Origin of the sequence: Bradyrhizobium sp. 63_E2_N1_3, assembly GCF_052076005.1 — a bacterium.
GTDB classification, from domain to species: domain Bacteria; phylum Pseudomonadota; class Alphaproteobacteria; order Rhizobiales; family Xanthobacteraceae; genus Bradyrhizobium; species Bradyrhizobium barranii.
Map to the genome: position 1 here is coordinate 4,577,994 of NZ_CP197235.1, position 21,277 is coordinate 4,599,270.

Consider the following 21,277-nt stretch of genomic DNA (forward strand, 5'->3'; position numbering starts at 1 on the left):
TTCCGGTTGAATTGAGCGCCTCGCTCGGAATTCGACCTGGAGTGCATGATGACGAAGACCATTGCGATTCTCGCGCCCGGCGCCATGGGCAGCGCCGTGGCCCGCCGCCTCGGCGAAAACGGTGCGCGCGTGCTGACGTCGTTGAAGGGACGCAGCGAGGCGACGCAAAAGCGCGCCGCGGATGCCGGCATGATCGGCGCCGAGGACGACGTGATCGCGGAGGCCGACATCATCCTTTCGATCGTGCCGCCGGGCGAAGCCGTGGCTTTGGCCGAACGCCTGGCGGCGCTGATCGTCCGGCGCGAGAAGAAGCCCATCGTCGTCGACTGCAACGCGGTCAATGTCGATACCGTTCAAAGAATCGAGGAGATCATCGGCTCGGCACAGGCGCCGTTCGTCGATGGCGGCATCATCGGCTTCCCGCCGCAGCCCGGCAGCAAGAGCCCGGCCTTCTACCTGTCCGGCGAGTACGCTGGGGATCTCGCGGTGCTGAAGGATCTCGGGCTCGACGTGCGGATTGTCGAGGGACCCGTCGGCGCGGCCTCCGCGCTGAAGATGTCCTATGCCGGTATCGTCAAGGGCCTGGCCGGCATCGGCTCGGCCATGGTGGTCGCGGCCACGAAGGCGGGCGCGGCTGACGCGCTGCGCGACGAGCTCGCGCTGAGCCAGCCCGCGGTCCTGGCCCGGCTCGAAGTCGCGCTGCCGGACATGATCCCGAAAGCCTATCGCTGGGTCGCGGAGATGCGGGAGATCTCGGGTTTCCTCGGGCCCGACCATCCGGCGAGCCAGATCTACGAAGGCTTTGCGCGCTGGTTCGAGCACCTCGCCGCGGATGCGAATGGCGAAGCGGTGGATGCGGCACTGCTGAAGGCGTTCGCAGCGCGTGTCGCGCAGAAGAAGACCTGACCGTCCAGTCCGAAGTCACGGCAATGGATCACTCGCCGTGCACTGAAACCGACTCCAGAAAACCCTGGATGTCCCGGTCGCGTCTCAGGCGCACGACCGGGACATCGGGGCCATATTGAAGGCGCTCGGCCTCGATCACAGGCACGCGCTCCGTGTCGTAGCGCCACGCCTCCTTCATCAGTTTCCAGTCGAACTGTTCCGGACATCCCTCGGGCAGATCGGGGCGCGTCGTGTCGCGATCGAACGCGGAGCGCCAGAGAATGCGCCACTGGCAGAGCCAGCGCGGGCGGTCGATGACGACCAGGGTGTCGGCACGCGCAAGCGTGAGATCGAAGGCGAGCCCCGAGAAGCTGCCGTCGATGACCCATGCGTCGCCCGCGATCGCCTCCGCGACGCGTAGACGGAAGCTGGCCTTGTCGGATGGATTCCATCCCGGCCGCCAATAGAGCACGTCGAGATGCACCACGGGCAGTCCAAGCTTCCGCCCGAGATTTCGAGAGAGGCTCGTCTTTCCGCTTCCCTGAGAACCGACAACGATGACCCTGCGCATGAGCGCAAGGTTTCATAAAGTCGACCGCGGCGAAAGGGTGAGTCTTCTGAACCGGCTCTATCCACTTCGTCATTGCGAGCGCAGCGAAGCAATCCAGCCTGTCTCCGTGGGAAGATTCTGGATTGCTTCGCTGCGCTCGCAATGACCGGGAGGAGACGCCGCACGCCCCGTCTGCTATTGTTTCTGCGGAGACAGATGGATGCAATCGGAGTTCGAATGAGAGTGCTGGTGATCGGCGCAGGCGCGCTTGGAGGCTATTACGGAGCTCGCCTGGTCCAGCGGGCGGCGACCTGACCTTTCTGGTGCGAGCGAAGCGTGCCGAGCAATTGCGGCGGAATGGACTGCAGGTCGTGAGCCCGCATGGCGACTTTGCCGTACAGCCGAAGATCATCTTGGCAGACGATCTCAAGGAGACATTCGACGTCGTGCTCGTCGGGGTGAAATCCTACTCGCTCGACGATGCGATGGCCCAGTTTGCCCCGGCCGTTGGCGCCAACACGATGATTCTGCCGATACTCAACGGATTGAAACATATCGACACCTTGACCGCGAAGTTCGGTGCTGCGCGCGTCCTCGGCGGCCTGGCGAACGTCAGCGCCGGGCTCGACGCGGATGGTCGTGTCGTTCAGTTCATGGCCAATCAGACCATCGTCTTCGGCGAGACCAACGGGGCGCTGAGCGAGCGTGCGCTCGCGCTGGAAACACTGCTCCATGTCCCCGGCATCGACGTGCGCGCCAGCGAAGCGATCATGCAGGACATGTGGGAAAAGTTCGTCCAGCTCAGCACGCTCGCCGGCATCACCTGCCTGATGCGCGCAAGTATCGGCGACATCCTGGCGGTGCCGAACGGCGAGCAGTCCATTTTCCGGCTGTTCGCGGAATGCTGTGCCGTTGCAACGGCGTCGGGTTTTGAGCCACGCGCTCCGTTCATCGAGTTTGACCGGAAACTGTTCACCACCCTGGACTCGCCGCTCAAGGCTTCGATGCTGCGCGATGTCGAGCGTGGTTCGGTCACCGAAGCGGAGCATATCCTGGGCGATATGGCCAATCGCGCCCGCACGCTCGGTATCGACACGCCGCTGCTGGATCTGGCCTGCGCGCATGTGGCGGCTTATGAGGTCGGGCGCCGAAGAACAGCAGGCTAACCCGCCCCGATCAGCGGGATCGCCTCGTCCCGCTCGTAGAGATACAGCAGGCACCGCAGCGCCTCGCCGCGCTCGCCCTTCAGCTTCGGATCGTCCTTGAGGATACGCAGCGCCTCGTCTCTAGCCTGGGTGATGAGCTGGCCGTGCACCTCCGACCGCGCGATGCGGTAGCCGGGCAGGCCGCTCTGGCGCACGCCGAGCACATCGCCTTCGCCGCGCAGCTTCAAATCTTCCTCGGCGATGCGAAAGCCGTCGGTGGTCTCGCGGATGACCTTCAGGCGTGCCTTCGACATCTCGCCGAGCGGCTCGCTGTACAGCAAGAGGCAGGTCGAGGCTTCCGAGCCGCGCCCGATGCGGCCGCGCAGCTGGTGCAGCTGGGCCAGGCCAAACCGTTCGGCGTTCTCGATCACCATGATGGTCGCGGCCGGCACGTCGACGCCAACCTCGACCACGGTGGTCGCAACCAGAAGGCCGATCTCATGGGCGGCGAACTGGCCCATCACACGGTCCTTCTCGGTGCCCTTCATCTGGCCGTGGACGAGGCCGACGCGGTCGCCGAAACGCTTTTGCAAGCTCTCGAAGCGTTTGGTCGCATTGGTCAGGTGCTCGGTGCCTTCAGCCTCGGATTCCTCGACCAGCGGGCAGATCCAGTAGACCAGCTTGCCCGCCTCCAAGGCCCGGCCGATGCTGTCCGTGACCTCATTGAGGCGGCTCATCGATATGGTGCGGGTCTCGATCGGCTGGCGGCCGGCGGGCTTCTCGCGCAACTCGGAGATGTCCATGTCGCCGAAATAGGTCAGCACCAGCGTGCGCGGGATCGGCGTCGCACTCAGCACCAGCACGTCGACGGCGGCGCCCTTCGAGGTCAGCGCGAGGCGCTCGCGCACACCGAAACGATGCTGCTCGTCGACGACGGCCAGGGCGAGATCGTTGAAGATCACGTCGTCCTGGATCAGCGCATGGGTGCCGACGAGGAGATTGATCTCGCCGGCTTCGAGTTGCGCCAACAGCTCGCGCCGTTCCTTGCCTTTCTCGCGGCCGGTGAGGATGGCCACGCGCAGCCCTGCGCGCTCCGCGAGCGGGGCGATGGTCTTGATGTGCTGCCGCGCCAGGATTTCCGTCGGTGCCATCAGCGCGGCCTGCTTGCCGACCTCGGCGACGGCTGCGGCCGCCAGCAGCGCCACCACGGTCTTGCCCGAGCCGACATCGCCCTGAAGCAGGCGCAGCATGCGCACGGGTTGTTGCAGATCGTTCGCGATCGCGGCGGTCGCTTCTCGCTGCGACGACGTCAATGCATAGGGCAGGGCGTCGATGATCTTGTTGCGCAAGTGACCGTCGCCGGCGTTGCGGACGCCGGCCGGGCGGCGCAATTGCGCGCGGATCAGGGCCAGCGCGAGCTGGCCGGCCAAAAGCTCGTCGAAGGCGAGGCGCGACCAGTAGGGTTTTTCGGGCAGGATGTCTGTCAGCTCGACCGGCTGGTGCACGCGGCTGAGCGCCTCGGTGACCGACGGAAAACTGCAGCGGCGCATCACCTCCGGGCTGATCCATTCCGGCAGGGCCGGCAGCTTCTGCAGCGCTTGCGCGACCGCGCGTCGCAGCGAGCCGAGCGCCAGACCCGTGGTCAGCGGATAGACGGGATCAATCCCGGAGAGTTTTGCGATCGCCTCCTCGTCGAGCACGCGGTCGGGATGCACAATCTGCGGGATGCCGTCATACATCTGCAGCGTGCCCGAGACGTAGCGCTTCTCGCCCATCGGCAGCAGCTTTTCGACATAGCCGGGCTTGGCGCGGAAGAAGGTCAGCACGACGTCGCCGGTGTCGTCGCTGGCGTAGACGAGATAGGGCGCGCGGGCATTGCGCGGCGGAGGCGGACGATGGCGATCGACGGTGACCTCCAGCGTCACCATGGTTCCCTGGACGGCGTCGCGGATCTTTGGCCGCGCACGGCGGTCGATGACCTGGCTCGGCAAATGCAGCAGCAGGTCAACCAGGCGCGGCGTCTCGTTGCGGCTGAGCAGGTACTGCAGCAGCTTGTCCTGCTTCGGACCGACGCCGGGCAGGCTGGTCACGGGAGCAAACAGCGGATTGAGCAGGCTGGGGCGCATCAGGCGAATCTAGGATCGTTTCGGCCCGTCATGCCCGGCTTTATGGCGGGCATCCACGGCTTTTTTCGCGGCGCCCACGCGGGCAGCGGGCCATGCCAAATCGAGGGCTGACAGGGGCGGTCCGAGTGGCTATATCACCCCGGCCCGGCACGTCCGGGCTTTCTGCGTTTGACTGGATCTGAGACATGACGGGAACGACACGATCGAGCAACGGGCTGGACGATCGCCGCAAGCGGCTCCTGTTCCGGTGCTGGCACCGCGGCACGCGCGAGATGGACCTGATCCTGGGCCGCTTCGCGGATGCCGAGATCGGCAATCTGACCGACGCGGAGCTGTCCGAGCTCGAGACCCTGCTCGAAGAGTCCGATCCCGATCTCTATGCCGCCATCACCGGTGACAAGGTGCTGCCAGCTGATGTCACCGGCGCGCTGTTTGCCCGCATCAAGGCGTTCCCGATTACGGACGGCGATTTATGAAACAGGGGATGAAGTCGCCGGCCGAGCTGCTCACGCCCGGCCGCGCGCTGACGCTTGCCAATGTGGCCGAGGGCGCCGAGGGCCTCGTCATCTCCGATCTCGCCCGTGCCATCGCCGCGCGGCCGAAGAAACCGGCCGTCAGCCTTGCCGTGGTCTGCCGCGACGGTGGGCGAATGCAGCAGCTCGAGCGCGCGCTGCAATTCTTCGCGCCTGATTTGCCGGTGCTGACCTTTCCGGCCTGGGACTGCCAGCCCTATGACCGCGTCTCGCCGCATGGCGGCATCCTGGCGCAGCGCCTGACCACACTGGCGCGGCTTGCGCCGCTGACCGGCAGCGACAAGCCTCTGATCGTGCTGACCACGGTGAATGCCATCGTGCAGCGCGTGCCCACGCGCGATCTGGTCGCGGCGCAGGCGCTGTCGGTCGCGCCCGGCAATGTCGTGCCGATGGAGACCATCGTCGCCTGGCTCGAGCACAACGGCTACAACCGCTCCTCGACCGTGCGCGAGCCCGGCGAATATGCCGTGCGCGGCGGCATCCTGGATCTGTTTCCGGCCGGCCTCGACCAGCCGGTCCGCTTCGACTTCTTCGGCGACAGCCTGGAATCGATCCGCTCTTTCGACGCCGAGACCCAGCGCACGATGCTCGACATGCGCTCGCTCGACCTCGTGCCGATCTCGGAATTCCAGCTCGTCACCGACACCATCCGCCGCTTCCGGATGGGCTATGTCGCCGAGTTCGGCGCGCCCGAGCGCGACGACGCGCTGTACGAGGCCGTCAGCGAGGGCCGCCGCCATCCCGGCATGGAGCACTGGCTGCCGCTGTTCCAGGACCGGATGGACACGCTGTTCGACTATCTGCAAGGCGCAGCCGTCGCGATCGAGCCGCAGGCCGAGGACGCCGTCCGCGAGCGCTTCAAGCAGATCCAAGATTACTACGAAGCCCGCCGCGATGCGATGGAGCATCCTGGCGGCGGTGCCATCTACAAGCCGCTGCCGCCCGACAGGCTCTATCTCACCGACGAGGAATGGACCAGGCGCGAAAGCGAGATGTCGCTGGTGCGGCTGACGCAGTTTTCGGTTCCGGCCGATGGTGCGACGATCGTCGATGCCGGCGCGCGCAAGGGCCGCGACTTCGCACCCGAACGCAATGACGCCACCGTCAACGTGTTCGAGTCCGTCGTCAGCCACGTGATGGCGCTGCATGCCCAGCGCAAGAAGGTCGTGATCGCTCTCTGGAGCGAGGGATCGCGCGACCGCATGACCTCGATGCTGCGCGACCACAAGCTGACCCATACCACCAGCGTCAACGCCTGGCGGACGGTGCAGGCGACCCCGCGCAACGAGACCATGCTCGCCGTGCTCGGCCTGGAGGCCGGGTTCGAGACCGATGAGATCGCGCTGATCAGCGAGCAGGACATCCTCGGCGACCGCCTGGTGCGGCCGCGCAAGGCCAGCCGCAAGCTCGACAATTTCATCTCGGAGGTGACGAGCCTCACCGCCGGCGACATCGTCGTCCATGCCGACCACGGCATCGGCCGCTTCATCGGCTTGCAAACCCTCGACGTCGCCGGCGCGCCGCATGACTGTCTTGAGCTGCATTACGCCGCCGACGCAAAACTGTTTCTGCCGGTCGAGAACATCGAGCTGCTGTCGCGCTACGGCTCCGACCAGACCGCGGTCGAGCTGGATCGTCTGGGCGGCAGCGGCTGGCAGACCCGCAAGGCGAAGCTCAAGAATCGCATCCGCGAGATCGCAGGCGAATTGATCAAGATCGCCGCCGCGCGCCATTTGCACGAGGCGCCAAAGCTGCCGGTGCAGCCGGGCCTCTATGACGAGTTCTGTGCGCGCTTCCCCTATGACGAGACCGAGGACCAGTTAGGGGCCATCGAATCCACGCTGAAGGACCTCGAGCTCGGCCGTCCGATGGACCGGCTGATCTGCGGCGACGTCGGCTTCGGCAAGACCGAGGTGGCGTTGCGCGCGGCCTTTGCCGTCGCGCTCGAAGGCAAGCAGGTCGCGGTCGTGGTGCCGACCACGCTGCTCGCCCGCCAGCACCACAAGACCTTCACCGACCGCTTCAAGGGCTTTCCAGTGAACGTGGCGCAGGCCTCGCGCCTGGTCCCGACCAAGGAGCTGAACCTGGTCAAGAAGGGGATTGCCGACGGCTCGGTCGACATCGTCGTCGGCACCCACGCGCTGCTCGGCAAGGCGATCAAGTTCCGCGATCTCGGCCTCGTCATCGTCGACGAGGAGCAGCATTTTGGCGTCACCCACAAGGAACGGCTGAAGGCGCTTCGCTCCGAGGTGCACGTGCTGACGCTGTCGGCGACGCCGATCCCGCGCACATTGCAGCTCGCACTCACCGGCGTCCGCGAGCTCTCGATCATTGCCTCGCCCCCGGTCGACCGCCTCGCGGTGCGCACCTTCGTCGCCCCGCACGATCCGCTGATGATCCGCGAGGCACTGCTGCGCGAACGTTATCGTGGCGGCCAGGCGTTCTACGTGGTGCCGCGCATCGACGACCTCGCCGAGGTCAAGGACTTCCTCGACAAGAACGTGCCGGAGATGAAGGTCGCGGTCGCGCACGGCCAGATGCCGCCCGCGGTGATCGAAGACATCATGACCGCCTTCTACGACGGCAAGTTCGACATCCTGCTGTCGACCACCATCGTGGAATCCGGCCTCGACATTCCCAACGCCAACACCCTGATCGTGCACCGTGCCGACATGTTCGGCCTGGCGCAGCTGTATCAGCTCCGCGGCCGCGTCGGCCGCTCCAAGCTGCGGGCCTATGCGCTGTTCACGCTGCCGGCGCAGCAGAAGATCACCGCGCAGGCCGAGCGCCGGCTCACCGTGTTGCAATCGCTGGAGACGCTGGGCGCCGGCTTCCAGCTCGCTTCGCACGATCTCGACATCCGCGGCGCCGGCAACCTGCTCGGCGAGGAGCAGTCCGGCCACATCAAGGAGGTCGGCTTCGAGCTCTACCAGTCGATGCTGGAGGAGGCGATCGTCAACCTCAAGGCCGGCGTGTCCGAGCCCGCTGCCGACCGCTGGTCGCCCTCGATCACCATCGGCATGCCCGTGCTCATTCCGGAAGATTATGTCGGCGACCTCTCGGTACGGCTGTCGCTGTACCGGCGGCTCGCCGATCTCGACACCGAGGAAGAGATCGAGAACTTTGGCGCCGAGATGCGCGACCGTTTCGGCGTGCTGCCCGACGAGGTGCGCTATCTGTTCAAGGTCGCCGCGATCAAGGCGTTCTGCCGCACGGCCAATGTCGGGAAGATCGACGCCGGCCCGAAGGGTGCCGTCATCGCCTTCCGCGATAATTCGTTCGCCCATCCCGACCGCCTGGTGTCGTTCATCCGCAGCTACGGCCAGGCCGCCAAGGTGCGGCCCGACATGAAGGTGGTGTTCCTGCAAGACTGGGAGACGCCGGAAGAGCGTCTCGCCGGCACCACGGAGATCATGCGGCAGCTGGCACAGCTCGCGCAGAGCAAGAAGGCGGCGTAATTGTTCCGAGCGCCACCGGAGCGGTACTTGGATACAAGACAGCGGCATATGGCCACTTGCGGAATGATCGAACGACAGCCATGTTCGATTCGTCGAGTTCGGCCGACGATTTGGCCTCGCCGCTGATAGCGTGCCCGACTGATGACCTGATTCGTGTGACCCGCGACTGGTTTACCGGCCGCGGGTTTTTTGTACCGCAAAGCGGGGCTGCCCCGCCCATTGAAACTTCTGAGGTCGCGAGCGTGTCTATCAATATCGATTCAGGCCAGGAACACGGTGACGAACACGACGACGTCATGTATCCGCAGGTCCTGCCGTTCATATTGGTCCACGTGGGATGCGTCGCGGCGATCTGGTCGGGCGTCTCGTGGCAAGCCGTTACCATTTGCGCGGTTCTGTACTGGTTGCGCATGTTTGCGATCACCGCCGGCTATCACAGGTATTTCTCGCATCGGGCTTACGCGACCAGCCGGGTGTTTCAGTTCATCCTGGCCTTCCTGGCCCAGAGCAGCGCTCAGAAAAGCGTCCTCTGGTGGGCTGCCAAACATCGCCATCACCATCTTCACTCGGATACGGCGCAGGATGTGCATTCGCCCCGGCACAAGGGCTTCCTCTACAGTCATCTCGGCTGGATCTTCTACCGGCAGCACGATGCAACCGATCTGGTGAAAGTATCGGATCTGGCGTCGTATCCCGAGTTGATGTGGCTGCACAAATTGGAGCTTCTGCCGGCATTCGTGCTCGCGGGCCTCTGCTTCCTCATTGCGGGGTGGTCAGGGCTCGTGGTCGGCTTCCTCTGGAGCACGGTGCTCGTGTATCACGGCACGTTCTGCATCAACTCCCTCGCACATGTTCACGGCCGCAGGCGCTATGTGACCGGTGACGATTCCCGCAACAACTGGCTGCTCGCTCTCGTCACGATGGGTGAGGGGTGGCACAACAATCACCACGCCTATCAGGCCAGTGCTCGACAGGGCTTCCACTGGTACGAGATTGATCTCACCTATTACATCCTGGTGGCCTTGTCCTGGCTCGGGATTGTCCGCGATCTGAAGATGCCGCCCAAGCAGGTCCTGCGCAATGAGCATCGGTTGGGATCACGCGCGATCAAGCAAGCGGCCGAGCAGCTCGCCGCTCGCTTCAATCCTGAACACATCGCACAGGCGATCAAGACGTCGATCCATGAGACCGAATTGTCGGTCCGGGACGCGATCATTCTGTTGCAGCAGCGTGCCGATTTGCGTCTGTCCAGCATGCCGACTCGCGACCAGTTGCTGGCTGAAGCACAGCGCATGTTCGCGAAGACGATGTCGCTGGACGACATCGTCGACCGGGCCCACGAGCTCTTGAACGAGACTGTCGGCTTTCTCCTGGCCACGCCCGCTCTGGCGGCCGCCCCGAAATCGGGCGCGAATGGTGGCGCTTAGCGCGACGATCCCCGGACAAGGGGCGTGCTCGTGATCAGGGATTGCTGACGCGCGACTACGACGCCGCGCGCGACGCGTCGGCTGAGAGACGCCCGAGCAGCGACCGCGCCGTATCCGACGGCGACAGCGAGTCCACGCTGACGACGGGATCGCTGCGCATCTCGTGCTTGCCATTGGAGGTGTGCCGCATCACCGCCGACAGGCGGCGGGCGATCATGTGGGCGGTGCGGAAGTCGGTCTCCGCGAACACGACGACGACGGAGCCGTCTTTCTGCGCCACGCCAAAATCCATCTGCCGCATCAGGCGGCTCAGGATCCGCGCTGCGTCGAGCTGCGCGCGGGAATTGCCGGGCTCGAAGGCGAAGCGCGCCACGGAGAGGCCGCCGCCGCGGGCAAGAGCCTGCTCGACCGCCTTGGCGAAATCGCGGGCAAAAGCTTCCACCGTGAGCAGGCCGCTGCGCGGATCGAGCCAGCCGCCGGCATCGATCGAGCGCAGCGTGCGGCTCAGTTGCGCTTCCATCGCGTGCTGGCGGATCAGCGGCAGCGCGTTGGCGGCGACCATCGCCGGCTCGCCCGGGATCAGCTCGAGATTGGGCAGGTCGTAAGTCTGCGCGAGCTGGTGCGCGGTGACGACCACGGGCAGGCTACGAAATCGGGTGTCTTCGGCGAGCACCGTGAGGAAGGCGTCGGTGACGCGCGCGGTAAAACCTTCGGCGAGCACGACGCCATCGATATCGCGGGTGTTGAGATGCTTGGCCGCGGCTTCGATCGAGAGCGCGCCGACGACCCCGACGCGTTCGCCGAGTGCGACGGAGAGCGCAGGATAGGCTGCGCCGCGGCCGATCAGGAGCACCGTTGCATCGCGGGCCGGATCCCCCTCCGGCAACCCGACTTTCGCGTCCGGCAGCCGGCGCAGAACCGTCGCATGGAGAGTCCGTACGCGCAGCGCGGCGCGGAGCCGCGCGACGAGGCGGTCGGAATTGCCGCCGCGCGAGGAGAAGGGCAGGGCGTTCTGCGGCAGCGTGCCCGCAGCATCGAGCGCCACGAACGGCAGGTAGGGCGATTGGTCCGCGATCTTCCTGGCGAGCGTCGCCAGGTGGGGCTCGTGCCCGGCATGCATCGCGGCGAGAACCGCGGCCGGCTGCACCTGCTCGACCGCGCGGGCGGCGCTGGCCCAGTCGGCGTCGACGACGGGAAACAGACGGGCCTCGTCCAGTGCCGCAATGAAAGGCGGCCGCTGGGCGTTGGACACAAACAGGATCGGGCCCGCCTGGGACATCGCAAACTCTGATCACGCAACAGATGTTGCGCAATCTAGTCCGGTTGCCTTAATGCAGCGTCAATGGATGGGTCGAAACTGCGCTTAAACCGGCCCGGAGCGGTCGCGAAAAGCCTCGACCATCAGGGGGTTAAGCCCGAGTTCATTGAGCGCTTCGCGGGCGCGGGCATTGTCTTGGGCCCGCCCTGCGAGCCGGTGACCCGAGAGCCGGTCGGGCAGCGCGGTGAGCAGGGCGCCCTGGCCGAGCCGGCGCGCCCATTCCTGGAGGTCGTTGGACAGGAAGCGGTAGCCGCCGACGGCCATGATGCCGGAGGGCGGCGCGGTGATGCAGATCGCGCCGCTCGGACGGTCGAGCCGCGCGGCATAGCCGGTGTCGACATAATCGCGCGGCGGCTGCGCCGTCAGCGTGTCGCCGACCGGCTGCGGCGGTGCGTAGGCCGCGATCGGCACCATCGCTCCGCGCAGGCCGAGCGTGCCCCTGGGCGTCAGCAGGATCTCGCCGGCGATGGACGAACCGGACTGCTCGCGCGGGGCGCCGTGCGGCCCGGGCATCACCGCGACAGGCATGCCGTCCTCGCCGCGGCGGGCGCCGAACAGCCCGGCCTCGCCGAACAGATAGACGTCGGTGAGCGGTGCATGCGGCGCGATCCAGGCATCGCTCGCCGCCACCTGCTCGGGCGCGCGCCAGAGGCCGATCACGTTGCGCAAGCTCGGCATCCGCGCCGCGAGATCGGCATCGCCGAGCCGCAGCGCGAGCTGCGCGGGGGCGATCAGCACCTCGCATTCCTGCTCGTTGATTTGCTGTTCCAGCACGTCGTTCTCGAAGGGATGATGCAGCGCCAGCGTGCCGCCGCAGAGCAGCCACACCGCGAGCGAGGAGGCGAGGCCCGCGAACGACATCGGCGTGAACGCCGCCATCACGGTCGCGCCCTGCTTGATGTCGGCTTCCAGCGACATCGCGAGCCCGCCGGCGATCAGGCTGAAATGCGGCCGCGGCACCGGGCGAAAGCCTTCCGCGGTGACGTCGAAGGAGATCATCGCCGCCTTGCGGCCGTCCTGGATCACGGCGCGCGTGGTGCCCGGCGGGCGGGCCAGCACGTCGTCGAGCGAGGCCATGCCCTCGGGCAGGTCGGCGCCGAAACCGCAGACGTAGCGGATCGAGAAGGCCTCCGCGGCGGCGTGCATTGCGAGGTCGGAATAGCTGACGCCGTCGACCTTGCTCATGGTGACGATGGCGCGCGCCGCGGTGCGGTTCAGCGCGGCGGTCAGTTCCGCATGGCGCCAGAGCAGCGGCAGCACGGCGACGACGAGCCCGGCGCGATGCGCGGCGAGCACTGTCAGCACGAACTCGACCGTAGCAGGCAGCTGGATCGCAATGACGGAATTGGCCGGCAGGCCCGATTCGACGAAATGCGCCGACAGGGCCTCGATGGCGGTGTCGGCCTCGGCGTAGGTCATCCGCCGCGGCTGGTGGCCGGTCACGCGGGCCTTGTTGAGGGGATCGAGCAAAGCGGGCGCGTGCGGTTGCCGCATCAGCGTGCGCTGAAACAGCGTGTCGAGCGTCGGCGATACGGCTGGCTGATTCACGGCGTCACTTCGCTTGCGGCTGCCCCTTCGACCACCAGGTCTCCGGCAGGTAGCCGGACAGCGCGGTGGCCTTTGGCCGTTCTATCCGATTCCAGCGCGCGATCCATTGCTCGGATACGTTAAACAGGGGGATTGTATAGAAACCGGAGATCAAGGCGCGGTCGAGCGCCCGCACCGCCGAGACGAAGGCTGTGTGATCACGGGCCTCGAGGAGGGCGTCGATCATGGCGTCGACGGCGGGATCTTTGGCGCCCATGTAGTTGCGGGTGCCCGGATTGTCGGCGGCCGCACTCCCCCAATAGAAATACTGCTCGTTGCCGGGCGACAGCGACTGGTCCCAGCGGTTCTGGATCATGTCGAACTCGTAGCCGAGCCGGCGCTGGTCGAACTGCACGGGATCAACCGCGCGAACGCTCGGCTCGATGCCGGCGCGCTTGAGGTCGCGCTGGAACGCGAGCGCGATGCGCTCCTGGTCGCGGGTCGTCACCAGCATCTCGAAGGTGAAGGGGGCTTTTGTCGCGCGGTTACGCAGCACGGTGCCGTCGAGATCGTAGCCGGCGTCCGACAGGAGCTTGAGTGCCGCGCGCAGCGTCGTCCGGTCGCGCCCCGAGCCGTCGGTGACGGGCAGGCGGTAGCTGCCGTCCATGACGTCGGGCGGGATCTGCGCGGCGAAGGGCTTCAGCAACTCGCGTTCGCGCGCATCCGCGGGCCGGCCATAGGCCGACAGGTCGGAGCCGGCGAAATAGCCGGCAACGCGCGAATAGAGTCCGAAGAAGTAGTTGCGGTTGACCAGCTCGAAATCGAACAGCAGCGTCAGTGCCCGGCGCACGCGGATGTCGGCGAAGATCGGACGGCGCGTGTTGAACACCAGGAATTCGGAAGGCTGCGGCACGCCGGGCTTGATGGTGTCGCGGATCACTTCGCCGCTTTTGGCGGCTGGAAAGTCGTAACCGTCGTGCCAGCGCAGCGGCTCGTGCTCGACGCGGAAATCATAGAGGCCGCGCTTGAAGGCTTCGAACTGGCCATTGGCCTCGCGAAAATAGTCGAGCCTGATCTCGTCGAAATTGTAGAGCCCGCGATTGATGGGCAGGTCGCGACCCCAATAGTCGGGATTGCGGGTCAAGGTCACGCTGGCGCCGGGCTTCACCGCCATGATCCGATATGGGCCCGAGCCGATCGGGCCGGTCAGCGTCGTCTCCTCGAAGGTCGCGACATCCACTGCATGCTTCGGCAGGATCGGCATCAGGCCGAGGATCAGCGGCAATTCCCGGTCGTTGGCGCCAGCCAGGTCGAAGCGGACGGTGAGAGGGTCGGGCGCCTCGGCCTTGGCGACCTTGGCGTAATATTGCCGATGGTTGGGGCGGCCGTGATCGCGCAGCAGCTGCCAGGAGAACAGCACATCCTCCGCCAGGACCGGCTTGCCGTCGGAGAAGCGGGCGCGGGGATCGAGGCGGAACGTGACAAAGCTCCGCGCGTCATCGGTCTCGACCGATCTGGCGAGCAGGCCGTAGAGCGTGAACGGCTCGTCATTGCCGCGCGCGAGCAGGCTCTCGACCACGTAGTTCCGCACCGGCTGCACGGCCAGTCCCCTGACGATGAAGGGATTGAGGCTGTCGAAGGTGCCGAGAATGCCCCAGGTGAGCCGGCCGCCCTTGGGGGCATCAGGGTTGGCGTAGGGCATGTGGGTGAAATCGGCCGGCATCGCCGGCTTGCCGTGCATCGCGATGGCATAGGCTTCCCCAGCCCGTGCGCCGCTTGCGGAGAGCGCGGAGGCGACGACGAAGGCGAGAAGACAGAGGCGGGTGCCAAGGCCCTCACGAAGGCCCTCGAGAAGGCGCTGGAACATGGACATCGGCACACGTTGATTCGAGGACCTGCGGGCCTGAATCCTATCACAAGGAATTTCACGGATCGCAGGCCAGGGAGCGGTTCAAGGCGTGGTCAAAGACGCTTGTCGGCATTGATCTTTTCGTCGGCCACGTTAAGAAGGCACGCAATCGCGCAAGAGCGTCGAGCCCGTCACTTATCCGCCTCAATTGACGGGGAGAGAGCCGCGCCCAACGCGGCCAGGTTCGTCGCTTCGGAGCGGTTCGGGCACTTCCCGTTCAGAAAGGGTTTTCCGCAATGAATTTCCGTTACTTGGCCGCGTCCGTCCGGCCGCGCGGGCGACTTCTCGCCTTGTTGACGGCGACGGCATTGGCCGTTCCGTTTGCCGCTGAGGCCCAGACCCCGGCGCCGGCCCCCGGTGCCCCCGCCGCGCCCAAGGCGGCCCCGAAAGCTGCTCCGAAGGCTGCCCCCAAGGCTCCGGCGCCGGCTGCCCAAGCTCCCGCCCAGCCGGCTCCCGCGCAGGGCGCTCCGGCGCAGCAGGGCGCGGCGGCCCAGCCGGCCGATCAGCAGATCCAGCTGATCTACGCCCCCTGGACCAAGTTCTGCCTCAAGGGCCAGGACGCCAACGCCAAGCAGGTCTGCTTCACCGGCAAGGACGGCCGCATCGAGTCGGGCCAGCCGGTCATCGCGGCCGTGATCATCGAGCCGGAAGGCGAACCCAAGAAGATCCTGCGCGTGACGCTGCCGCTCGGCATGCAACTCGTGCACGGCACCCGCATCATCGTGGACAACAATGCGCCGTTGCAGAGCCCCTACGTGATCTGCTTCCAGAATGGCTGCATGTCCGACTACGAGGCCACGCCCGAGCTCATCGGCAACATGAAGAAGGGCCAAAACCTCGTTGTCCAGGCGATCAATGCCAACGGCGCACCCTTGACGCTGCCGCTGCCGCTCGCCGGCGAATTCCAGAAGGCCTATGACGGTCCGCCGACCGATCCGAAGGTGTTCGAGGAAACCCAGAAGAAGCTTCAGGAAGAGCTTCAGAAGAAAGCCGACGAGCAGCGCAAGAAGCTCGAGCAGAACGGTGGCGCGCCCGGCGCGGCTCCGACAGGTCAGAAGTAAGCGGCTAAAATCCCGGACATGAAAAAGGCGCTCGGTTCGAGCGCCTTTTTTGCTGGCCGCTTGATGGCGGCGAAACTCACTTCAAGCGCGGTCGGCTCAGTTCAGCGACGGATTGCGCGGGCGGTAGCCGCCGGTCTTGTCCTTGATGAAAATCTCGGCAACCTGGGAATGGCGGATCGGCTCGCCGGAATCGTCCGGCACCAGGTTCTGCTCGGAGACATAGGCGACGTATTCCGACTCCGCGTTCTCCGCGAGCAGGTGGTAGAACGGCTGGTCCTTGTGAGGCCGCACCTCTTCGGGAATCGACAGCCACCACTCCTCGGTGTTGTTGAATTCCGGATCGATGTCGAAGATCACCCCCCGGAACGAGAAGATCCGGTGGCGAACGACCTGTCCGATCTGGAATTTGGCGGTCCTCGCTTTAATCATTCCCCGTCGATAGACCAGGATTGTGGCCGATGCTAGTGCCCTGATCTGTAATTGACCTTCGGCTAAGGGGCAGATAGCCCCCAAATCTTCAGAAAACACTTCATCAATGGTCGATATCCTCAATCTGGCGCTACCTTATTTCGGCTTGATCTTCGTCGGATTCGCCTGCGGCAAGACCAAGTCGCTGCCGGAATCGGGCCTCGCCTGGATGAACTTCTTCCTGCTCTACGTGTCGCTGCCGGCGCTGCTGTTCGCGATCATGTCGAAGACGCCGTTTGCGGAATTGAACAACCCGCCGTTCCTGGTCGCGACCACGCTGTCGACGGTTGCGGCGTTCACCCTGGCGCTGGTCGTCGGCAAGGTTCTGGGACGGCTGACGTTGCGCGAGGCGACGCTTGCGGGCCTCTCCGGCGGCTATGGCAATATCGGCTATATGGGGCCGGGGCTGGCGCTCGCCGTGCTTGGACCGAAGGCCTCGGCGCCGACCGCGCTGATCTTCTGCTGCGACAGCATCTTCCTGTTCACGATCGTGCCACTGCTGATCGAGCTCTCCGACCGCGACCATCCCTCGCTGGTCCATGCCTTCGGCGTGGTGCTGAAGCAGATCGTGCTCAACCCGCTGATCATGTCGGCCTGCTTTGGCGCGGCCGTGGCGGCGCTTCATATCGAGCTGCCGGTCGCACTCGATCGCACCATCACGTTCCTTCAGAACGCAGCCGCACCGACCGCGCTGTTCGTGCTCGGCGTGACCGTGGCGCTCCGCCCGTTCAACCGGGTGCCGTGGGAGGTGCCGGGCGTGATCGCCGTGAAGCTCTTGATCCACCCGCTCGCCGCGTTCGGCCTGATGCTGGCGTTTGGACCGTTCGCGCAGCCCTGGGCTGCGACCGCAGTGCTGATGGCCTCGCTGCCGCCAGCGCTCAACGTGTTCGTGATCGCCCGGCAGAACGACGCCTGGATCGAATCCGCCTCCGTCGCGGTGCTGCTCGGGACCTTCGCGTCCGTGGTCACGCTGACCAGCGTGATGTGGGCGATCCAGACCGGCCGGCTGGCGTTTCCGTAACCGAGCCTACCGCCGCCACGTCGGGGTCAGGCCCTCGCGCATGGCGAAGCGCCGCAGCGGGCCGATGGCGCCGAGCAGGTGCATGCCGACCGCGCGGACCGGCTGGAGCGGCAGGAAATCGTTGAGCAGGGAACGGTTGGCGATGTCGATCGCGAAAGTGCGGCTCAAGATATCCGGACGCCGCGCCCGGTCGTAGCGCTTGAGCACGTCGGGCGCGCCCGGATCCTGGCCTGCAGCGATGGCTTCGCCCGCAAGCCTGGCGATGTCAGCGGCATCGCGCAGACCAAGGTTGAGGCCCTGGGCGCCGATCGGCGGGACCACATGGGCGGCTTCGCCGACCAGCGCTATGCGGTCGCGCCCGAAGGATTTTGGACGTTCGATCGCCAGCGGGAATAGGTTGCGGCCCGGCTCGACCGTCATGCGTCCCAAAATGGAATGCGACTGCTTCTCGATCGCGGCGGACAGCTCCGCGTCGCTCAAGCCGCGAAGCCGCTCGGCCTCGGCGGGGGCCGAGACCCAGACGATGCTGGAGCGGTCGCCGGGCAGGGGCACGAACACGCAAGGGCCATGCGGCGTGTGGAACTCGGTCGAGACGTTGCGATGCGGGCGCGCGTGGCCGACGTTGAAGGTCAGCGCGGTCTGCGTCAGGTCGCGTCGCGTCACCGCGATGCCGGCGGCTTCCCGGCACAGCGAGTGCCGGCCGTCGGCGCCGACCACGAGCTGGGCCGTTAGGAATTGAGCGGACGCCGTGCGGATCGCGACGTCGTCGGCTTCGATGACGACGCTTTCGGCCTCGTCATCGCAACGGACGAGGTTAGGCAACTCGGCCGCGCGTTCTTCCATCGCCAGCATCAGCGAGCGGTTGTCGATATTGTAGCCGAAGGCGTCGAGCGCGATTTCGTGGCAGGAGAACCGGACCTCCGGCGCCCGGAACAGCCGGCCGGTGTCGTCGACGAGGCGCATGATTTCGAGCGCGGCCACCTTGCCCTTGCAGCGCGGCCAGACGTCGAGGCTCTCCAGGAGATCGATGGAGGCGCCGAGCAGGGCGGTGGTGCGGTTGTCGGCGTAGGGCATGCGCCGCGCCACCAGCGCGGTCCGCGCGCCGGCCTGCGCCAGTGCGATGGCGGCCGCCAGTCCCGCCGGTCCGCCGCCGATCACGGCCGCGTCATGGAGTGTCGATGCATCTGTCATGGAACGACAATTGACATGCTGCGCGGCAAATTCAAGCCCGGCTATATTTCCTTGATTTTGTGGCGAATTGTGCGACCGCGCGCCGCAATGGCGGATGTGCAAACCGGTCCCATTCTGATAGCAGAAGCCATGGATACCCAAGAGGATTCCCTGAAGCCGAGACCGGCGATCCGCGCCGCGGCCTTCTCGGTGCACATCTTCACCGCATTCGGCGCGGCCATCGCGCTGCTGGCGATGCTGGAGGCCGTGCGCGAGCATTGGGCGGCGATGTTTCAGTGGCTGGGCGTTGCCCTGATCATCGATGCAATCGACGGGCCGATCGCCCGCCTGCTGAAGGTCAAGGATGTGCAGCCGAACTGGTCGGGAGACGTGCTCGATCTCGTGGTCGACTTCGTCACCTATGTGTTCGTGCCGGCCTATGCGATCGTGGCGAGCGGGCTGTTGCTGCCGGTGGCCGCGCCGCTGCTCGGCATCGCCATCATCGTCACCAGCGCACTATATTTCGCCGATCTGCGCATGAAGGCGGACGACAATCATTTCCGCGGCTTTCCGGCGCTGTGGAATGCGGCGGCGTTCTACCTGTTCCTGCTGCACTGGCCGCCGCTGTGGTCGACGCTGCTGGTCGCGGCGCTTGTCGTGCTGACCTTCGTGCCGTTCCACGTGCTGCATCCGGTGCGGGTGGTTCGGCTGCGCTGGTTGACGATGTCGCTGATCGCGATCTGGGCCGTGCTCGGCCTCTACGTGCTGGAGATGGATTTTCGCGTCGGCACCGGCGTGACCATCGTGCTCTGCGCCATCGCGCTCTGGATCAGCTTCAGCGACGCATTGATCCGCCTGGCAAGATCCTTCGCATGATGCACCTCCTCACTAGTCCTGAAGCCTGGGCCGCGCTGCTCACCTTGACCGCGCTCGAGATCGTGCTCGGCATCGACAACGTCATCTTCCTGTCGGTGATCGTGTCGCGCATCCCCGAGAAGCAGGCCCACCGCGCCCGCCAGATCGGGCTCGCGCTGGCGCTGATCTTCCGCATCATCCTGCTCAGCCTGCTGGTCTGGCTGATCGGCCTGACCGCGCCGGTGTTTTCGTTTTCGGGTTACGGGTTCTCCTGGCGCGATCTCATCCTGATCGGCGGCGGCCTGTTCCTGATCGCCAAGGCGACGCACGAGATCCACGCCGAGGTCGAAGCCGATGACGGCGAGGGCGACCGGGAGTCCGGCGGCAGCGCGTTCTTCTGGGTGATCGTCCAGATCATCGTCATCGACATCGTGTTCTCGCTGGACTCGATCATCACCGCGATCGGCATGGCGCAGGACATCGAGATCATGATCGCGGCGGTCGTGATCGCCTGCCTGATCATGTACATTTCGTCGGGGCCGGTGTCGCGATTCGTCGCCGAGCATCCGACCACCAAGATGCTGGCGCTGGCGTTCCTGGTGCTGATCGGCGTCGCGCTGGTCGCGGACGGATTCCAATTCCACATTCCGCGCGGCTACATCTACTTCGCAATTGCGTTCTCGGCGGCGGTGGAATTCTTCAACGTGCTGGCGAAGCGCAACCGCAGGAAAGTCCGCAAGTCGTCCGTTTAGCCGTTCCAATCTGGGTCGAGTTGACAAGGCGGGCGCGATGTCTTTCGCTCAGCGGCGAGAAGACCGAGAGGAGGTCAGGTGATGACCAAAGCCGTCCGTGTGCACAAGGTCGGAGGCCCCGAAGCCCTGGTCTATGAGAGCGTCGATGTCCCGGCGCCGGCTTCCGGCGAGGTGCGCATCCGCCAGCATGCGGTCGGGTTGAACTTCATCGACGTCTACTATCGCACCGGCCTCTACAAGGCGCCGGGGCTGCCCTTCATCGCCGGCAACGAGGCGTCGGGCGAGGTCATCGCCGTCGGGCCCGGCGTGACGCATTTCCATCCCGGCGACCGCGTGGCCTACTACCACAATCTCGGTGCCTATACGGGCGAGCGCAACATCCCCTGGGAGAAGCTGGTCAAGCTGCCCGACCACATCACGCACGAGCAGGGCGCCGTGCTGATGCTGAAGGGGCTGACGGTCTGGTATCTCCTGCACAAGACCTTCAAGGTCGAGCCGCATCACCGCGTGCTGATCCATGCTGCGGCCGGCGGCATCGGCTTGCTCGCCTGCCAATGGGCGAGGGCGCTCGGCGCCCATGTCATCGGCACGGTCGGCTCGCGCGAGAAGGCGGAGCTTGCGGAGGCCAATGGCTGCGACCACGTCATCCTCTACAACGAAGAGGATTTCGTCGCGCGCGTGAAGCAGATCAGCCGCAACGAGGGCTGCGACGTCGTCTATGACGGCGTCGGCAAGGCGACCTTCCCGGGCTCGCTGTCCTGCCTGAAGCCGCGCGGCATGTTCGTCTCGTTCGGCAATGCCTCGGGGCCCGTGCCGCCGTTCTCGATTGCCGAGCTCAACAATCACGGCTCGCTGTTTGCGACGCGGCCGAAGCTCAATGACTACGTCGGAACGCGCAAGGAGCTGCTGGAAGGCGCCGACACGCTGTTCGCCGCCGTCATCAACGGCAAGCTGCACGTGCCGATCAACCACGCCTACGCGCTCAAGGACGCCGCCAAGGCGCATATCGATCTCGAAAGCCGCAAGACCACCGGCGCGTCGATCCTGAAGCCGTAGTCTCTCGTCATCCTCG

At 65.8% G+C, this 21,277-nt stretch carries 16 protein-coding genes and 1 pseudogene; 10 read left to right on the forward strand and 7 right to left on the reverse strand.

The features are described 5' to 3' along the window. The first annotated feature begins 48 nt into the window (after positions 1-48). The gene (locus AB7531_RS21795) at positions 49-906 is read left to right on the forward strand and encodes an NAD(P)-dependent oxidoreductase (protein ID WP_063986362.1); all 858 of its coding nucleotides are present in this window, start codon (positions 49-51) and stop codon (positions 904-906) included. Between the two features lie 28 nt (positions 907-934). Here the strand turns inward: AB7531_RS21795 and AB7531_RS21800 are convergent, their stop codons facing one another. Continuing rightward, entirely contained in the window at positions 935-1,372 is a 438-nt protein-coding gene (locus AB7531_RS21800; protein WP_231142035.1) for an AAA family ATPase, read from the reverse strand. 300 nt (positions 1,373-1,672) lie between these two features. Here AB7531_RS21800 and panE point away from each other — a divergent pair. Beyond that, positions 1,673-2,601: pseudogene (panE, locus tag AB7531_RS21805) on the forward strand (2-dehydropantoate 2-reductase). On the opposite strand, the gene recG reads toward panE, so the two are convergent. After that, positions 2,598-4,706 carry an ATP-dependent DNA helicase RecG gene (gene recG / locus AB7531_RS21810; protein ID WP_063983212.1) on the reverse strand — a complete coding sequence of 703 codons (2,109 nt, stop codon included), beginning with the start codon at positions 4,704-4,706 and terminating at the stop codon, positions 2,598-2,600. The pseudogene panE and the gene recG sit on opposite strands and share 4 nt — an antisense overlap. Positions 4,707-4,891: 185 nt before the next feature. Here recG and AB7531_RS21815 point away from each other — a divergent pair, with 185 nt between their 5' ends. From AB7531_RS21815 to AB7531_RS21825, 3 genes are all read left to right on the forward strand, one after another. Next, positions 4,892-5,182, forward strand: a complete 291-nt coding sequence (locus tag AB7531_RS21815) for an FAD assembly factor SdhE (RefSeq protein WP_063983213.1) — start codon at positions 4,892-4,894, stop codon at positions 5,180-5,182. Continuing rightward, positions 5,179-8,697 carry a transcription-repair coupling factor gene (gene mfd, locus AB7531_RS21820; RefSeq protein WP_063983214.1) on the forward strand — a complete coding sequence of 1,173 codons (3,519 nt, stop codon included), beginning with the start codon at positions 5,179-5,181 and terminating at the stop codon, positions 8,695-8,697. Before AB7531_RS21815 ends, mfd begins: the two co-directional genes overlap by 4 nt. A gap of 296 nt (positions 8,698-8,993) precedes the next feature. Further along, a complete protein-coding gene (locus tag AB7531_RS21825; protein WP_063983215.1) occupies positions 8,994-10,124 on the forward strand; it encodes an acyl-CoA desaturase in 1,131 nt (376 codons plus the stop codon). Between the two features lie 55 nt (positions 10,125-10,179). Here AB7531_RS21825 and AB7531_RS21830 read toward each other — a convergent pair whose 3' ends face one another. The 3 genes from AB7531_RS21830 to AB7531_RS21840 all read right to left on the reverse strand — a co-directional run bounded on the left by AB7531_RS21830 (position 10,180) and on the right by AB7531_RS21840 (position 14,842). Continuing rightward, a complete protein-coding gene (locus AB7531_RS21830; protein ID WP_063983216.1) occupies positions 10,180-11,403 on the reverse strand; it encodes a hypothetical protein in 1,224 nt (407 codons plus the stop codon). An 84-nt stretch (positions 11,404-11,487) separates the two neighbouring features. Further along, positions 11,488-12,990, reverse strand: coding sequence for a class I adenylate-forming enzyme family protein (locus tag AB7531_RS21835; RefSeq protein WP_063983217.1), 1,503 nt, complete (start codon positions 12,988-12,990; stop codon positions 11,488-11,490). 4 nt (positions 12,991-12,994) lie between these two features. Then, entirely contained in the window at positions 12,995-14,842 is a 1,848-nt protein-coding gene (locus AB7531_RS21840; protein ID WP_063983218.1) for an extracellular solute-binding protein, read from the reverse strand. Between the two features lie 272 nt (positions 14,843-15,114). On the opposite strand from AB7531_RS21840, the gene AB7531_RS21845 reads away from it, so the two are divergent. Then, on the forward strand, positions 15,115-15,939 hold the full coding sequence (locus AB7531_RS21845) for an invasion associated locus B family protein (protein WP_063983219.1): 825 nt from the start codon (positions 15,115-15,117) through the stop codon (positions 15,937-15,939). A gap of 96 nt (positions 15,940-16,035) precedes the next feature. Here the strand turns inward: AB7531_RS21845 and hspQ are convergent, their stop codons facing one another. Continuing rightward, positions 16,036-16,368, reverse strand: coding sequence for a heat shock protein HspQ (hspQ, locus tag AB7531_RS21850; RefSeq protein ID WP_014495177.1), 333 nt, complete (start codon positions 16,366-16,368; stop codon positions 16,036-16,038). Positions 16,369-16,474: 106 nt separating this feature from the next. Here hspQ and AB7531_RS21855 point away from each other — a divergent pair, with 106 nt between their 5' ends. Further along, on the forward strand, positions 16,475-17,428 hold the full coding sequence (locus tag AB7531_RS21855) for an AEC family transporter (RefSeq protein WP_063983220.1): 954 nt from the start codon (positions 16,475-16,477) through the stop codon (positions 17,426-17,428). Positions 17,429-17,434: 6 nt separating this feature from the next. On the opposite strand, the gene AB7531_RS21860 is transcribed toward AB7531_RS21855, so the two are convergent. Further along, entirely contained in the window at positions 17,435-18,619 is a 1,185-nt protein-coding gene (locus AB7531_RS21860; protein ID WP_063983221.1) for a UbiH/UbiF family hydroxylase, read from the reverse strand. An 87-nt stretch (positions 18,620-18,706) separates the two neighbouring features. Here AB7531_RS21860 and pcsA point away from each other — a divergent pair, with 87 nt between their 5' ends. The 3 genes from pcsA to AB7531_RS21875 all read left to right on the forward strand — a co-directional run bounded on the left by pcsA (position 18,707) and on the right by AB7531_RS21875 (position 21,261). Further along, a complete protein-coding gene (gene pcsA, locus AB7531_RS21865) occupies positions 18,707-19,474 on the forward strand; it encodes a phosphatidylcholine synthase (protein WP_063986363.1) in 768 nt (255 codons plus the stop codon). Further along, entirely contained in the window at positions 19,471-20,205 is a 735-nt protein-coding gene (locus tag AB7531_RS21870) for a TerC family protein (protein ID WP_063983222.1), read from the forward strand. The genes pcsA and AB7531_RS21870 overlap by 4 nt, the downstream gene beginning before the upstream one ends. Positions 20,206-20,286: 81 nt before the next feature. Further along, the gene (locus AB7531_RS21875; protein WP_014495182.1) at positions 20,287-21,261 is read left to right on the forward strand and encodes a quinone oxidoreductase family protein; all 975 of its coding nucleotides are present in this window, start codon (positions 20,287-20,289) and stop codon (positions 21,259-21,261) included. The last annotated feature ends 16 nt before the right edge of the window (positions 21,262-21,277 follow it).

Bases quoted from the DNA above. Each gene is read 5' to 3' on its own strand.
- pcsA (WP_063986363.1), top strand. From the start codon at position 18,707: ATGGCGGATGTGCAAACCGGTCCCATTCTGATAGCAGAAGCCATGGAT.
- AB7531_RS21860 (WP_063983221.1), bottom strand. From the start codon at position 18,619: ATGACAGATGCATCGACACTCCATGACGCGGCCGTGATCGGCGGCGGA.
- AB7531_RS21795 (WP_063986362.1), top strand. From the start codon at position 49: ATGACGAAGACCATTGCGATTCTCGCGCCCGGCGCCATGGGCAGCGCC.
- AB7531_RS21845 (WP_063983219.1), top strand. From the start codon at position 15,115: ATGAATTTCCGTTACTTGGCCGCGTCCGTCCGGCCGCGCGGGCGACTT.
- hspQ (WP_014495177.1), bottom strand. From the start codon at position 16,368: ATGATTAAAGCGAGGACCGCCAAATTCCAGATCGGACAGGTCGTTCGC.
- recG (WP_063983212.1), bottom strand. From the start codon at position 4,706: ATGCGCCCCAGCCTGCTCAATCCGCTGTTTGCTCCCGTGACCAGCCTG.
- AB7531_RS21815 (WP_063983213.1), top strand. From the start codon at position 4,892: ATGACGGGAACGACACGATCGAGCAACGGGCTGGACGATCGCCGCAAG.
- AB7531_RS21870 (WP_063983222.1), top strand. From the start codon at position 19,471: ATGATGCACCTCCTCACTAGTCCTGAAGCCTGGGCCGCGCTGCTCACC.
- AB7531_RS21855 (WP_063983220.1), top strand. From the start codon at position 16,475: ATGGTCGATATCCTCAATCTGGCGCTACCTTATTTCGGCTTGATCTTC.
- AB7531_RS21830 (WP_063983216.1), bottom strand. From the start codon at position 11,403: ATGTCCCAGGCGGGCCCGATCCTGTTTGTGTCCAACGCCCAGCGGCCG.
- AB7531_RS21840 (WP_063983218.1), bottom strand. From the start codon at position 14,842: ATGTCCATGTTCCAGCGCCTTCTCGAGGGCCTTCGTGAGGGCCTTGGC.
- AB7531_RS21825 (WP_063983215.1), top strand. From the start codon at position 8,994: ATGTATCCGCAGGTCCTGCCGTTCATATTGGTCCACGTGGGATGCGTC.
- mfd (WP_063983214.1), top strand. From the start codon at position 5,179: ATGAAACAGGGGATGAAGTCGCCGGCCGAGCTGCTCACGCCCGGCCGC.
- AB7531_RS21875 (WP_014495182.1), top strand. From the start codon at position 20,287: ATGACCAAAGCCGTCCGTGTGCACAAGGTCGGAGGCCCCGAAGCCCTG.